Origin of the sequence: Pseudomonas sp. BF-B-26 (assembly GCF_019956495.1) — a bacterium.
In the GTDB taxonomy this organism is placed as follows: Bacteria; Pseudomonadota; Gammaproteobacteria; order Pseudomonadales; family Pseudomonadaceae; genus Aquipseudomonas.
On the sequence record NZ_JAHBDP010000081.1, the window covers coordinates 28,078 to 41,062 of the forward strand.

Here is a 12,985-nt window from a genome sequence, read left to right on the forward strand (position 1 = left end):
AAGTTGAAGGGCATAAAAACAGGCAATGCAGTTACTCGGTCGAGCCTGGAACCTGAGGCCAGTGGATCTCTGCTGGAAAGGTTACTTGCCGTTCAAGGCGATTCAACTCAACGCTGTAGAGCTTCCACTCCATCAATGCCAATTGCTCATCGTGAGTGGCGTCGCCGATATCTTCGGCGTATTGAAGCGGGGCTATACGCAGGACGGCGTCACGAAGTAGCGCGTCTCGTTTGGTCAGCACCTGATTCCTGGTATCCGCTAACCGCGCTTGGTCGTCGAACTCCCAGGCATTATCACGCCAGACATAAAACTCCCCCGGCCATGGAGCAGTAGTAAAGGTCTCGGGCAATTCCCCAAGTTCACCCCACATCTGCTGCGCCCCACCCTCTTTGCGATACACCAGACCGCGTCGGTCGATCACTTCGCGCGGAACGTTGTTGACCAGCGCCCATGTACGGCCGCTTTCTGGTGGAGGTAATTCAAATGAGAGTTCAACAGCATTACTGGGCAGTTGAATGCCGATCCCCGGCGTCACGAAGAACTCCACCGGCCCCGACAAGGCGCCCGAGTTATCAATCAGATAATTAAACATGGACACCTCAGATAAGTTTGATACGGCCGGGAAAGGCGATGTTGCGTGGGCGAGTCTCTGATCCGCCGGAAAATCCGGTAGCACCGGCTTGCCAAAGTGAGTAGTTGTTGGAGCCGCCGCCCATCATCTGTGTGCCGAAGGAACCGGCACCCGGCGTTGAGTGGTTGTGAGACTCGATTTGGCCGGCCTGCCAGCTACCCGCCGCACGGCTTGCATCTACCGCACGCAACTCATCAAGAACTCGCACAAACTCACCACGGGCCTCTGGGCTACGGAAGGTCGTGGCGCCGTCGCCCGAGGTCCACATACCCTCTTTACCCGCGCGCAACGCTTCGGTGGTGAGCATCCCCGACGCCTGCGCGTGATCCCAAACCCACGGCCACTCGGTACGATTGAACAGATATCCATTGAGCACACCATATCCACCCGGCATCACCGTCGAAGAGGTCTCAAAAACTACCCGTCCCAGCGTCGTACCGTCATACCGCCCAACAGGCCACCAATTACCCGAGGCATCACTGCGCAGATGCCACCAATCGCCCGCCCCCATCAACACCAAAAACGGATAGCCACCCGCTCTCAGATGGGTGTGAAACTTGATGGAATCTGTGTCCGAACAGCGAACGACCAACCGATTAGCAGTGTTATCCACCCGTCGCACGATCACATCACGAATCCCCAAACCGGTGTTGGCCACTGGCAGGGTAACGGTGATGGCCCCAGGGTTTGCATCAATCAGCACCAGACCGAGCTCTTCCGGCGCCAGCAGCTTCGATGCCGCTAGCCGGGTCACCACCGGACGCATCGGACTGCTCACACCGATAATCGCCTGAATCGCCTTCAACAACTGCCCCGTGTCCGCCTCCAACGGCGCCATCCCGGCGCCAGCCACCACACTCAAAATCTCCTGCGTAACGGCATTGCCCCACACCGCCGGAATCAACGATCCAGGCGTACCAGCCACGGGGTTTTCATCGACAAACCGTCCGTTGACCAGTCCGACACTGGGGACGCTTTTTGGATAATCCATTGTTTGTGCTCCCTGTAATAAAGCCCTGCATGGCTATTGGCACAACAGCGCAGCAGGCTGTGTTTGAATAAAAACAAAAACGCCCACGGATAAGTGGGCGTTGGGTACAGCGGATATTTCGAATGAACTAGCCAGCCAGGTCGCTCACCACATTACGGATAGCGGCAATCGCCTCATCACTGACTTGATTGGCGAGATCGGTTTTGCCTTTGGCGATATGAACTTTGATTTGTTCTTTAGCTTTCAACCGAAGGGTTCGAAGTGTCAGCAGGCTTTCATTGAATTGAGCGGCTTTAGCGAGAATCTGGTCCGCAGCCTGCCGGGCAGTCCGACCTTTAACAACCCAGGCGGACACGGCCAGTGGTACAGACTTTTTGGGGTAGCCCTCCTCCTTGAAAACCTGTGCCTGAGCAGCAGCATTTGCATACTCCATCAAGCGAAGCGGATCGCCGACAATGACCTGGCGAGCATTGTCAGCCGCCTCGTCCACCCGTGCACAAAGCTGATCAATCTCCATATATTCCAGCCTCAACGCATCGGCGGGATCCGGTACCCACTGACTTCCATCCCAGCAATGCCCTGGAGAGGGTTGAGGTACTACTACGTTCGTCAGCTCGCCCTTATAAACCAGATGCGGCAACTCTTTCCTGACCCATTGCTCAGCGGTAATTTTCAACACGCCCGCATCCGTCGCGGGCGCAGCAAAGGCGAACAATTCGGTGTCTTGCCATTCAATTACCACGCCTGAGCGACGGCAATAAAGAACTTGTTTTGTCATGTTTTCACCATTCAACAATCATGAGGCCGGGCGCTCCCTGAGCACCGGACTGGGCGCTGCCTAATCCCGGAATGTAGTAACCACCCGCACCACCGCCACCGGCGCCAAAGCCATAGGCCGGTTTGCCGGGATACCCTGAAGTCGTGCCGGAACGAGCGGAGCTTCCGCCGGTGCCGAAAGGCCCGCTTGCCCCAAATCCCCCATAACCAGCTGCTACGCTGGATACGCTATCTGTCGCGTCCGCTCCAGCAGGAAAGCCTTGCCCCCCAGCGGGGCCTGGAACAAACCCGGCGGCGTTGACACCTGGAAGGCCTGGACTACCGCCGGATAACACAAGCAGAGCACCTGATGCTCCCACGAGCGTATTGCCACCAGCCGTTGCAGCCACACCAGCGCTTCCTCCAGCTCCCGCAGCGCCGATAACAATCGGAATCACCTGTCCAGGTGTCACCGCTACCAATAGTTTGATGACCGGTTGACCGGCACCGCCGCCACCTCCTCCTGAAGCAATTGCGCTGGTGCCACCAGGACAAGCACCTCCACCGGCACCGCCGGCACAACCGCTGAGCCAAATCTTCGTCACGCCCGCCGGGACAGTGAAACTGCCATTTGCAGTGAATCGCTGGATGCCGAGACCCGCAGACGAACGACTGATACTACGAATCGCCCCCAAAAGCTGGGTCAGATTGAACTCACTGGGTGTCAGGCCGGCAGCGGTGATTACCTCAAGGACTTCACTCGTGACACCATTACCCCAGCTCGCCGGAATCAACGACCCCGGCGTCCCAGTCAACGGATTTTCATCGACAAACTTCCCATTTACCAACCCGGCGCTGGGCACACTGTTCGGATAATCCATTCCTCTACCCCCTAGTCATAATTGATGTGCACCTTGGTATGCGCCGGTGCGCTGCGATGGATCAGGCATTCCAGGGCCGAGCCCGGGTTCGTGCCAAACCGCTCACCCCAGTAACTCGCGCCGAAACGTCGGCCCAGCAGCAGGCGGCCACCGGTGTTGAGCGTCCACATGAAATGCGCCTGCCATGTTCCGAAGTGCGCCTGGCCAAACCGGGCCCGCCCCATTCGCGGGACTTCAAGCTCGGTGATGGTGGCGTTCGGATAACCTTGGCTCTTGGCGATCTCGACGTAGTAGCTGATGGCCTGGCTGCCAACAGCGAGCAGTCGCCGGCGTACGGCGAGTCGGCGGTCGTCGAACAGTGGCGTCGCGCCCAGGCACGGGTCGGGCAGGTTCATCACCCGCTCCCAGTCCGGCACCAGTTCACTGACGCCAGCCGGGTCCATTTCGTTGAGCAGGTCAGCGGCGCGAGCGTCGAGTCGGGCCAGTTCCTGGGCGACGCCTTCAAGGACTTTTTCGAGTTCCGGGACCTGCTCCGGGTCCCACGCCGGACCGCTGGGTAGCAGGCTGCGCAGTTGGGCCTGGTATTGCGCGGCGGTTCTGATCACTGCCATACGCAACCTCCGAAGGTCAGCAACTGGTTGCTCTGGGCTTCGACGTCGGCGGTAGGTGATTTGAGATCGTGATCACTTTCGCCGGTCGCGCTGCTGATGGCTTCACGGATGTGACTCACCAGCAGAGTGTCGCCCAGGCCGCCTTCGCGGTTATGCAGATCGCGCAGTTGCGCCTCAACGGCGGCGCGTACGGCCGTGGTGTCGGGCTTCAGGCTGAGTCGGTAGGTCACCGGCACTTGTACCGGCGGCAGCACACGCAACTCAGCGGTGACTGGCCGCAGAGGTTCGATGTAGGCCTGGACTTCAGCCAGTTGCTCGGGATTGGGGACGGGTTGTGCATCGTCGTCACGCATGATGTACAGACTGACAATGCCGGGGCCAGGATAGCTGCCGCGACACCAGGCACGGGTCACCCCCGGACATTCGAGCGCCCAGGTTTCGTAGTCTTGTGCCGAACCGCCGTGAGGAATGATCCGGTAAGAACGAATCACCCGAGACCGCAGGGACTCCAGACTTTCCCGAGCGATTCCGCCGGTCAACCCCGGCGCCAGCACCGTGAAGCTGTTGCCGATAATGCCCAGAATCGGCTGCACCGGAATCAGCGTCATGCCGGCGTCGGCATTCCCGAGGCTGCCGGCGTCGAGGGCGGCGATGGTGGTGCTGTTGAGGCCGTTGCTGGTGGTGCGCGAAGCGGTCACTTTGTAGGTGCGACCGTCGTTCGATTGCAGCAGCGTATCGACATCCAGCACAGCGCCAGCGCTGGCGGTAAAGCCGACGCTGCCACTGGCCGATTGTGCGGCTTTGCGCGGCTGGTTCAGACGCAGTGCGGCGATCCTTTCCAGGGTCGACTCATCGGCCTTGTCCGGGAGGATCTGCTCGGCGATCCAGTTCAGATAGCCATACAGGCCATAGGCGGCGCCACCGAGGGTACGGGCCAGCACTTGCGCATCGGACTGGCGCAGCGAATCGCTGGCCAGGTCGCTTTGGGTGCGTTTGATCAGCACCGGCAGCGAAGGGGTTTCAAACGGCATAGATCACCTGCCAACTGTTATCAGGATTGATGTCCAGGCGCTCGCCATCGGCCAGGGTCAGGACCGTGCGCAGGTTCAGGCGCTGGGCGTCGAGGCGTTCGCTGATGATGTCGATGGCGCTGCAATGACCGTCGTCGATCAGCCATTGCAAGGCTTCGCGGGCATAGAACTCGGCGTCCATCTGGGTCTGTCGGGTCAGCTTGACCCGGCGCAGCAGCCACAGGCGTGAGCCGATACGGTCGTCCGCGACCGTAGGAAAGGTGTCGCCCCACCAGCCGAAACGTTCTTCGTCATCGAGGGCATCGTCATCGGCGGCGCGGCGCCAGGTGAACAGGCTGATCAGCACTGAACGGGTCAGTGCGGCGTGGAGGTTCTGGCTGATAAACATCACTGGCCTCCCGCCGGCACGCCGGTCTGGCCGTTGCCCACCTGCACGCCGACGTGCACGTGCTTGATCTGGCTGATGCCAGCGGCAATCTGATCGCCCTGAGAGACGATCTTGCCGGTCTGGGTCAGGGCCGGGGTGTCGATGTTCACGGCGGTGCTGGCGCGGATGTTCAGGGTGGCGGTTTCGATGTCGATGATCCGTCCACGCTTGAAGTGGATCTTGTCGCCTTCGTCGGTGTAGATCGCGACTTCGCCCTGGGCCAGTGCCTTGAGGCGATAGCGGCGGTCGGCGACCACCAGCACGACGGCGTGAGAACGATCACCGCCCAGAAACGTGGCGATGCCTTCAGCGCCAGCCAGCGGATTGCTGGTGAAACCGTAGGGTTCGAAGTGCTCCATGTCGTCGTTCACTTCGCCGGCGGTGAGGCGCATTTGCAGCGATTGAAGCTTGGTGGCCGAGTTGGCGAGCACGACAGTGCCGCGCGCCAGGAGGCGTGTCAGTAAGCTCATTGGTTTTCCTCTGGAGTCGGGCCGAACACAGAACACTGTGGAAGCGGGCTTGCCCCGGGCGGCGTTCCGACGATGGCGGTGGATCTGTCAGATAGATGTCGAATCAACCGCCGTCTTCGCGGGCAAGCCCGCTCCCACAGTTTTAGTGTCAACCTCAGGTTTTCTTGGGAGGCACCGGATTCGCATCGAAGGTGTAAGGCGGCGCCACTTGCAGCGTGGTGACCGAGCCCTGTTCGGACAGCGAGTAAGTCACCTTGGAGATCAGCATGTCGTGGTCGAAACCCAACACCTTGTCGATCACCCGCACCAAGGTGTTGTGCTTCCACAAATCACCGTTGGACTGCCGCCAGCCTTGTACCCGATAGGTCGTGGTGCCAGCCTTGCCGACGCGAGTACCGCTTTCCCAATCGGCACGTTGCTGCGCCAGTTCCGGGGTCAATTGCGCGCTTTCGTTGATCACGGTGATCCGCTTGCGCCCGATAATCGGGTCGGTGGAAACCCCGGACACTTCGCTCACGGCCGCACCGCTCTTCTCGTCGCCGCCCTTGTGCTGACCGATCACCCGGTACTCGGAGAACACCTGGCTGAAGTCCATCGGCGCGTTGGCCGACAGAATGTTCTTGCCCAGCTCAAGCACGTCACTGGCTCGCCCACCGCTACCCGGTCGGGCCAGTACCACCCGACCTTCGGCATCATCGGTGGAAAACACCCGAAACAGCGTGAGCAAGCGGTCGATCGACTGAAAGACCGTTTCCCCCGGCACGATCGTGTGACTGCCGAGTCGCGCGGTGTCGGGGATTTCACTGACCACTTTCCCGGCATAAGGCGAGGCCAACGCCTGAACGATGCTGAGCAACGATTGCTGATGCCATTGGTTGGGCGTGTTGATCGCCGCACAGTCCACCAGGTCCTGAGTCTTTGAACTGCCTTCGATACTCAGGCTGATCTGCCGCCCGTCATAGCTGATCGGCGCCTTGAACACATACCCACTGAGCACCAGATCGCAGCCGATTCGCACTTGGCAGGGCGCACCCGGGCGGATGGGTCGGTCGACCGTCTGCCCCGGCCATTGCCAGGTGATGTCGAGTTTGAAGGTGCGGAACTGACGCTCCAGGTCCGCAGTGATTTCAACGCTTTTCCAGCCGCCGTACTCCAGACCGTCAACGGTCAGCAACACGCTGTTATCGAGTTCATTCATGGTCTATTCCCCCAGGACTTTTACGTCGTCCAGCGGGAGAAACCCCGGATGAATAATGCCGTTGCGCTGTAGCACTTCAGCGATTCGCGTGGCGTCTCCACTTTGCTGATAGATCACGACCAGCCCTGGAAGGCTTTGCTTGAAAGACTTGCTGACCAGTCGAACGCCCGACGACGCGACCGCCTTCAAATGCGCCCGGAGGGCCTGACGCAGATTGCTCATCGCCAGATAGTGCGCGGGGTCCGCCTTGGCCTCGGGCAGCTTGAACACTTCCTCAAGTGCCGCACGCAAGGCCTCCAAATCGTCGACCACCGGAACGTCCTGGTGCGTGGTCGGTCGCACAGCCTGATGCCCGACCGGCAGGTTGGTGACCCGCTTGACGGCCTGCGAAGCCACCGGCATTGACGCGACCCACTGGGCCACTTGCACAATCAAAGTGTCCTGCACCAGGTTGGTCAGCGCCTGGGCCGCAGCGTTGGTGTCCTTGCCGGTGGTGAGCTTCGGCGCATCAGCCTTCTTGATGGCTTCGACCTGCTGGGAGACGTTGGCAATCACGCCACGATAACCTTCACGGGCGAAGTCCTTCAGTTCGTTGATGTCGCCGATCAATCCCTTGAATTGCGCTGCCACATCCTTGGGCAGTTCCTTGACGGCTTTGACCAGATCGCTGATCTGCTGGTACTCATCAATCAACGGCTGAAGGTGCTGCTCAATCACCTCGTAAGCCTCCTTGATGCTGTTGCGCAGGTTGGCAATGCCGATCCGCGCAGCCTTGATCAAAGTCATCGCGTCTTCGAAACGCTTCACTGCAGAGCCCAGCAAGCTGTCGGCCGACACCAGCAATAGCGTCTGCGTGCTGACCGCCGCCGTGGGAAACGGCACCGGTTGATCGGGGTAAAACTTCAGGGTAAAGGTCACCAGCCCGCCGTCCTGGCGGGTGTGGGTCATGTCGCATTCGCCGACCTTGACCTGCAGACGCCCCAGCCAAGGGTGAACCAGCTCACCACTGCCCTGCTCCAGCGCCTTGAGCAGTTTGTCGCGCTGCTCCAGGCAGTCGGGGCCGACGATAAATGCGGTCAAATCGTGAATCTTCGCCTGCAGGCCAAGGCCCTCGAAATACGGCAGATCCCGCTGCGGATACTCGTGCAACTGGCCTTTTTGGCCGACCGGGTTTTTCGCCTGATCGACCCAGAACTGGACGCCGCGAAACGATGCCGGCATCAAACGATCACGCCAGCTCATTGGAACCTCCAAGGGACAGTGTGCGGTAGCCGATGCGCGAATTGAGCGCCAGCGCCGGTTGATTGGTTTGCGGCTGATCGGTGCGCATGCCGGCCGGCGCATTTTCGAAGCGCACGGTCAGGCCGCCTTCGAGTTGCGTGCGGCTGTTGGCGGCGCTTTGTTGAATCAGGGCGCTGGAGTTTTGTGTCAGGGAACCAGGCTGCATCGAGGGTTTGTGCGGCAGATTGCCGGGCAGCACTGACAGGCTTTGTGGTTGCTCGGTATCGGCGCCAAAAAACGCCGGCGCAAACTTACCTTGGCCTTCGGCATTGGTTTTTTCTTGAGCCTCGGTCAAGCCTTCGACCTTGCCGGTCACACGGGTGACAAGGCTGCCGAAACCACCGGCAAAGAATTCCTTGATCGGCGCGACGACGCCTTGCAGCTTGTCCCACCATTGGCTGAACCATTCGGTGATCGGCTCCCAACGCTGTTTGATCTCTTCCAGCGGAAACCAGTCAAACAGGCTGCGCAACGTGCCGTACATCACCAGAGCAGGGGCCTTGATGCCGTCCCAGATCCCGGAAAACAGTTCGGTGACCGCGCCCCAGCCGGCGATGATCAACTCCCGCGGCGACCAGTCGAACAAGCCGTGCAGAAAGTCCATGACCGGCACCGACAGCGCTCTGAGCAAATCCCAGATCGCCGAAAACAGGCCCGTCAACGGCGTCCAGTTGCTGATGATCAAACCCAGTGGTGACCAGGAAAAAAGCGTCTGGAAAAAACCAATGATCGGTGTCGCCACCGCTTTGATGACGTCCCAGATCGCCGCGAACACGGCGGTGATCGGTCCCCAATGGCTGATGATTTGTCCCAGCGGCGTGAAGGCGAACATCGTCTTGAAGAACTCGACCATGGGCATCACGACCGGAGCAATCTTTTGCCAGAGCCCGGCGAAGAACGCCGATATGGGTTTCCAGTTGGCCACAATCAAACCGGCTGCCAGGGCGATGCCCGTAGCAATCAACACGATGGGATGGGTCTTGAGCACCATGTTCATCAGATCGAAAACCTGGGTCGCGCCGGTCACGGCGGTTTGCATTGCCGAAAACGCAATGGCACCGGCCGCAAGTCCCTCGACCAGCTTCGGGTTGTCATTGAGCAGACTGCCAAAGCCAATGAGCAGCGGCTGAATCCCTGCCGTGACGGTCGCGACGGCAGGTTGTAACGCGGTGTTTGCGGCAACCGACACCTGCTCCATCGACCGACTGAACACATTCAGGGTTTGCGCGGCGCTGGTCGGTACGCTCGGCACATCGACACCTTTGGCGGCCTCATTGACCTCGGTCAATTCGCCCTTGAACGCAGCGGACGCCTTGATCCCGTCCACGAAGGGCGTGATCACGCTGCCACCCTTGAACAGACCGCTGATGTCCAGCTTGCCCAGCCCCGTCTGTTCAAGGTGTGTTCTGAAGCCCTCAACCTTCGCTCGAAGGCGGGCCAGCTTGGAGGGCACTTCATCGCCCCCCGTCAGCTGGACCGGTGTTTTATCTTCCTTTTCCATGTCTGCCATCACTGCACCTGCTGCATCGCATTGATCCGTTGCGCGTGCTCCAGCGATTCGCGGAGCACATCCAAAGGCCTGGCCATCATCTGTTCGGGGTCAACCTTCCAGAACCAGGCCAGGTCATAGGCGACTGAAATCAGGTCGGTGATGGCTCCGACGCCGCACTCATGAAAAAACTCGCGACGGCCCAGCTCAGCGCGTTGAGGTCAGCCAGATCCAACTGATTGACCGACGACGGCGGGATGCCGGCGCACACCGCGATGTATTTGGCCGCGACGTCCATGTCGAGGCTGACTTCTTCGCTCTTGTCGATCTTGTACGGCAGCGCCTTGATCGCTCGAACTTCCTGCACCGTCGGGCGGCGCAGGTTGAGTTCGGTCAAGGGCTCGCCGTGAGCTTCGATCGCAACGTGAAGCTTCACGGCGCCAGTCATTGCCAGGTCCCCTTGATGCCTTCGAATTTCAATTCGATGGTGGCGTCGTCGCCCTTGGAGACAGGCTCTTCCACCAGGTAAGCGCCGGCCAGTACGTAGACTTTGCCGTTGCTGAATTCGCAGGTGACGGTCATGTCGGTGCCTGCGATCAGTTGCTTGAGCGGGAAGTCAGCGGTGTGCAGCGCTGTCACTTTGAACGACGGGGCGATGTCGGTTTCCTTGTAGAAACCCGGTACGACGGTTTCCCGTTTCACAGCCAGCAACGGCGCTTCGCAGCCGCCATTGATAGTCAGTTGAGCGCCGTCCACTTTGACGTAGCAGGTGCCCGCAATCAGTTGACCCATGGTGTTTCTCCCTTCAAATAAAAAGCCCACGCGAAGTGGGCTGAAATCACACAGTCAAAGGCAGCGATCAGGCTGCGTCGTCGTACTGCAGACGGAATTGGTTGAGCAGCGCGAACACGCGCAGGCCGTTGATGTAATCCGGCGGGAACAGCACGTTGACCCGGCTCGGGTCCTGCACATCCCGCTCGACAATCAGGTGTTCGGCGAACAGCTCGGCGTTTTCGACGTGGCCTTCCAGTTCGAGCTTGGCGTACTGGGCAATCAGCTCACCGCGAATAGTGCTCGGGGTCACGATCGGCTGGCCGGCGCCGAAACGGGTGCCGTCAGAAGCCAGTTTGTGGCGACCGTATTTGCTGGTGATCACGCTTTGCAGACGACGCACGATAAACGCCGACTGGTGCATGGTTTCGCTGTCCAGGTAGGAATTGTCTGCCTGGCCGTAGGCGTTCTTCTGATAGGTGGTAATCGAACGCTGAATGCGCACGTAGCCGCCTTCGTAGTACGCGGTGGCGATGCCGTAATTGAGCAGCGACTGACGCTCGGTCAGGGTGAAACGCTCGCTGGCCGGCGCCGGGTCTAGGCCTGGCAGGCTGCCGCTTTGGGTCGGACGGCTGGCATCGGCGGAGATGAACACCGATGTGCGCGCAGCGAGTGCAGCGGCCTGAACCCAGAACGGTTGCGGTACGCCCGGTTCCAGTGCCTGGAGGGTCATGTGCTGGTCGTTACGCATCTGACCGGCCGCCACCAAAGTACCGATGGTGCCGCGCTTGGCGCTGTAGACATGACCGAACAATTGCTTGGCCCACGACCAACGACCGGTGCTGTCATCCATGACGGCTTGCCAGGTGTTGAGGGTCGACAGGTCCGAGAATGGCATGCAGATGAACTCGAACGGTTCATCGCCCAGCGCCGCTACCGCAGCGACCTGATCCGGCACACCGGCACCGCCGGTCATGGCGGTGATGGCCGTGGTCAGGCCGGCCGGGGTTTCTTCGCCATTGCTCTTGCCCAGGCGATTGAATTGCAGGCTGATGTCGTTACCGCTGTCGCCCGTCCATTTGGCGCTCAGGGTCACGATGCCTTCAACGGCTGCCGCGCTGACCGGCAGATCTGCCGAGGCGTTGATTTTCAGCGCCAGCGCGGTGGCGGCCTGAGCTGCCGTGACGCCATTGACGATGGCTGCTTGAACACGAACGCCGCCAACGTACAGGTTGAGCACACCGCTTTGAGTGGCCGCCCCGGTCAGGGTCAACACGCCTTTGGCGATGCTGCCTTCGGTGTTATGCAGCGGTAGGCACCAGATTTCGCCGATCGGGTCGGTCTTGCGCCAGGTTTCATACATCGAAGCGAGCATCGAGCCCTGGCCGCCAATGCTTTTGGCCAGCGCCACGCTGGACACCAACACCAGTTTGCCAACCTCGGCCGGCGCAATGTTGTCGTTGACCTGAGCGACGATCAAACGACGCATGGCCGACGACGCACTATTGGCAGCCGAATTGTCCATCTCGGCGTAAAACAACGGCACACGAATGTCCGCGGGGATGTTGCTGAATCCGATCGCCATTATTTGGCTCCCTGTGGTTTTGCCGCTTTCACGGCTTTGGTAGTGATATCGCCATCGGCCAGACGTCGACGCCACCAGGCGTTGTCCGGCACTTCACGGCCCTCGAGGGGCAACAGATCGCCCGCTTCCGGGTCGGGCACGGCACGGCCTGGGGCCGGCAGCACGGTGATGCGTTTGCTCATGGGGTTACGTCTCCAGAGAAAGTCAGTTCCAGGCGTCCGTCGGGGCCTGGCCGTTGCAGATTGGGGTCCGCCGGATCGATCGCATCGACCCGCACGGTGACCCCGGTAAAGGACGACAAACCGTCCAGTTCACGTTCGTGCCAGCTCTCCGCAGGCTGACCAGGCAGATTGCGGCCGAGCTGGAACTCGGCATAAAAACGCAGGCGATACAGCGCACGGCTGCTGTTGATGGAAACCAATTCGCCGCCGTCGTAGGTGATGGCGTCGTAATCACTGCCGGGCTTGAACCCCACCAGCGCCCGCCACAGTTCGGCCCGCAGGTCGTGCAACAGATCCAGCGCTTTTGTAGCGTCGGTGGTGTCGAGCACCAGGGTCACTTCGAAGCGGTCGCGAATGGTCTGCCTCGTAACGTTTTGCGCCACGTTTGCGCCCGCCGGATCGGCCATCGGCACCACGTAGGCACAAGGAGTTGAAAGCGGGGTATTGGCTTGCAGCGTTTCGAGGTCGATGCCGGCAGCCACGCGACCGGCGAGGGTTGGGCAGTGATCGCGCAGTTGGGCAATCAGGGGGCTGATCTTCATGGTGTTTTCACCGGGCAATAAAAAACCCGCTTGTTGGCGGGTTTGAGTGAAAGGTACTGGCCTTGGGAAACCCGCGTCCTTGTGGGTCGGATGCCGGTCG

16 protein-coding genes are annotated in these 12,985 nt (G+C 60.3%); all 16 read right to left on the bottom strand.

Features of this window, described 5'->3' with window-relative positions:
- Positions 1-31 precede the first annotated feature (31 nt).
- Positions 32-592, bottom strand: a complete 561-nt coding sequence (locus KGB03_RS17945; RefSeq protein ID WP_218536304.1) for a tail fiber assembly protein — start codon at positions 590-592, stop codon at positions 32-34.
- 7 nt (positions 593-599) lie between these two features.
- Positions 600-1,622 (bottom strand): phage tail protein, encoded by a 1,023-nt coding sequence (locus tag KGB03_RS17950; RefSeq protein WP_223527968.1) that lies wholly within the window; start codon positions 1,620-1,622, stop codon positions 600-602.
- Positions 1,623-1,749: 127 nt separating this feature from the next.
- Positions 1,750-2,400 (bottom strand): hypothetical protein, encoded by a 651-nt coding sequence (locus KGB03_RS17955; RefSeq protein WP_218536303.1) that lies wholly within the window; start codon positions 2,398-2,400, stop codon positions 1,750-1,752.
- 4 nt (positions 2,401-2,404) lie between these two features.
- The gene (locus tag KGB03_RS17960) at positions 2,405-3,259 is read right to left on the bottom strand and encodes a hypothetical protein (RefSeq protein WP_218536302.1); all 855 of its coding nucleotides are present in this window, start codon (positions 3,257-3,259) and stop codon (positions 2,405-2,407) included.
- A gap of 11 nt (positions 3,260-3,270) precedes the next feature.
- The gene (locus KGB03_RS17965) at positions 3,271-3,870 is read right to left on the bottom strand and encodes a YmfQ family protein (protein ID WP_218536301.1); all 600 of its coding nucleotides are present in this window, start codon (positions 3,868-3,870) and stop codon (positions 3,271-3,273) included.
- Positions 3,861-4,901 (bottom strand): baseplate J/gp47 family protein, encoded by a 1,041-nt coding sequence (locus KGB03_RS17970; protein ID WP_223527970.1) that lies wholly within the window; start codon positions 4,899-4,901, stop codon positions 3,861-3,863. Before KGB03_RS17970 ends, KGB03_RS17965 begins: the two co-directional genes overlap by 10 nt.
- Positions 4,891-5,289, bottom strand: coding sequence for a phage GP46 family protein (locus tag KGB03_RS17975; protein WP_038979177.1), 399 nt, complete (start codon positions 5,287-5,289; stop codon positions 4,891-4,893). The genes KGB03_RS17970 and KGB03_RS17975 overlap by 11 nt, the downstream gene beginning before the upstream one ends.
- Complete coding sequence (locus KGB03_RS17980) at positions 5,289-5,798, bottom strand: phage baseplate assembly protein V (protein WP_223527973.1); 510 nt, start codon at positions 5,796-5,798, stop codon at positions 5,289-5,291. Before KGB03_RS17980 ends, KGB03_RS17975 begins: the two co-directional genes overlap by 1 nt.
- Before the next feature lie 154 nt (positions 5,799-5,952).
- A complete protein-coding gene (locus tag KGB03_RS17985; RefSeq protein ID WP_223527975.1) occupies positions 5,953-6,996 on the bottom strand; it encodes a phage baseplate assembly protein in 1,044 nt (347 codons plus the stop codon).
- A 3-nt stretch (positions 6,997-6,999) separates the two neighbouring features.
- A complete protein-coding gene (locus tag KGB03_RS17990; RefSeq protein WP_223527979.1) occupies positions 7,000-8,238 on the bottom strand; it encodes a DNA circularization protein in 1,239 nt (412 codons plus the stop codon).
- Positions 8,225-9,787 (bottom strand): phage tail protein, encoded by a 1,563-nt coding sequence (locus KGB03_RS17995; protein WP_223527982.1) that lies wholly within the window; start codon positions 9,785-9,787, stop codon positions 8,225-8,227. Before KGB03_RS17995 ends, KGB03_RS17990 begins: the two co-directional genes overlap by 14 nt.
- 130 nt (positions 9,788-9,917) lie before the next feature.
- Positions 9,918-10,214 carry a phage tail assembly protein gene (locus KGB03_RS18000; protein ID WP_192406411.1) on the bottom strand — a complete coding sequence of 99 codons (297 nt, stop codon included), beginning with the start codon at positions 10,212-10,214 and terminating at the stop codon, positions 9,918-9,920.
- Positions 10,211-10,558: a phage tail tube protein gene (locus tag KGB03_RS18005; protein ID WP_056739184.1), complete on the bottom strand. Its 348-nt coding sequence runs from the start codon at positions 10,556-10,558 to the stop codon at positions 10,211-10,213. The genes KGB03_RS18000 and KGB03_RS18005 overlap by 4 nt, the downstream gene beginning before the upstream one ends.
- A 67-nt stretch (positions 10,559-10,625) precedes the next feature.
- Positions 10,626-12,122, bottom strand: coding sequence for a phage tail sheath subtilisin-like domain-containing protein (locus tag KGB03_RS18010; protein ID WP_192406409.1), 1,497 nt, complete (start codon positions 12,120-12,122; stop codon positions 10,626-10,628).
- Positions 12,122-12,304, bottom strand: a complete 183-nt coding sequence (locus KGB03_RS18015) for a DUF2635 domain-containing protein (protein ID WP_003198311.1) — start codon at positions 12,302-12,304, stop codon at positions 12,122-12,124. Before KGB03_RS18015 ends, KGB03_RS18010 begins: the two co-directional genes overlap by 1 nt.
- The gene (locus KGB03_RS18020; protein ID WP_192406407.1) at positions 12,301-12,885 is read right to left on the bottom strand and encodes a hypothetical protein; all 585 of its coding nucleotides are present in this window, start codon (positions 12,883-12,885) and stop codon (positions 12,301-12,303) included. Before KGB03_RS18020 ends, KGB03_RS18015 begins: the two co-directional genes overlap by 4 nt.
- Positions 12,886-12,985: the final 100 nt, after the last annotated feature.

What these genes read in the sequence shown, in the direction of transcription:
- KGB03_RS17945 (WP_218536304.1), bottom strand. Translation starts at nt 592, where the DNA reads ATGTTTAATTATCTGATTGATAACTCGGGCGCCTTGTCGGGGCCGGTG.
- KGB03_RS17950 (WP_223527968.1), bottom strand. Translation starts at nt 1,622, where the DNA reads ATGGATTATCCAAAAAGCGTCCCCAGTGTCGGACTGGTCAACGGACGG.
- KGB03_RS17955 (WP_218536303.1), bottom strand. Translation starts at nt 2,400, where the DNA reads ATGACAAAACAAGTTCTTTATTGCCGTCGCTCAGGCGTGGTAATTGAA.
- KGB03_RS17960 (WP_218536302.1), bottom strand. Translation starts at nt 3,259, where the DNA reads ATGGATTATCCGAACAGTGTGCCCAGCGCCGGGTTGGTAAATGGGAAG.
- KGB03_RS17965 (WP_218536301.1), bottom strand. Translation starts at nt 3,870, where the DNA reads ATGGCAGTGATCAGAACCGCCGCGCAATACCAGGCCCAACTGCGCAGC.
- KGB03_RS17970 (WP_223527970.1), bottom strand. Translation starts at nt 4,901, where the DNA reads ATGCCGTTTGAAACCCCTTCGCTGCCGGTGCTGATCAAACGCACCCAA.
- KGB03_RS17975 (WP_038979177.1), bottom strand. Translation starts at nt 5,289, where the DNA reads ATGTTTATCAGCCAGAACCTCCACGCCGCACTGACCCGTTCAGTGCTG.
- KGB03_RS17980 (WP_223527973.1), bottom strand. Translation starts at nt 5,798, where the DNA reads ATGAGCTTACTGACACGCCTCCTGGCGCGCGGCACTGTCGTGCTCGCC.
- KGB03_RS17985 (WP_223527975.1), bottom strand. Translation starts at nt 6,996, where the DNA reads ATGAATGAACTCGATAACAGCGTGTTGCTGACCGTTGACGGTCTGGAG.
- KGB03_RS17990 (WP_223527979.1), bottom strand. Translation starts at nt 8,238, where the DNA reads ATGAGCTGGCGTGATCGTTTGATGCCGGCATCGTTTCGCGGCGTCCAG.
- KGB03_RS17995 (WP_223527982.1), bottom strand. Translation starts at nt 9,787, where the DNA reads ATGGCAGACATGGAAAAGGAAGATAAAACACCGGTCCAGCTGACGGGG.
- KGB03_RS18000 (WP_192406411.1), bottom strand. Translation starts at nt 10,214, where the DNA reads ATGACTGGCGCCGTGAAGCTTCACGTTGCGATCGAAGCTCACGGCGAG.
- KGB03_RS18005 (WP_056739184.1), bottom strand. Translation starts at nt 10,558, where the DNA reads ATGGGTCAACTGATTGCGGGCACCTGCTACGTCAAAGTGGACGGCGCT.
- KGB03_RS18010 (WP_192406409.1), bottom strand. Translation starts at nt 12,122, where the DNA reads ATGGCGATCGGATTCAGCAACATCCCCGCGGACATTCGTGTGCCGTTG.
- KGB03_RS18015 (WP_003198311.1), bottom strand. Translation starts at nt 12,304, where the DNA reads ATGAGCAAACGCATCACCGTGCTGCCGGCCCCAGGCCGTGCCGTGCCC.
- KGB03_RS18020 (WP_192406407.1), bottom strand. Translation starts at nt 12,885, where the DNA reads ATGAAGATCAGCCCCCTGATTGCCCAACTGCGCGATCACTGCCCAACC.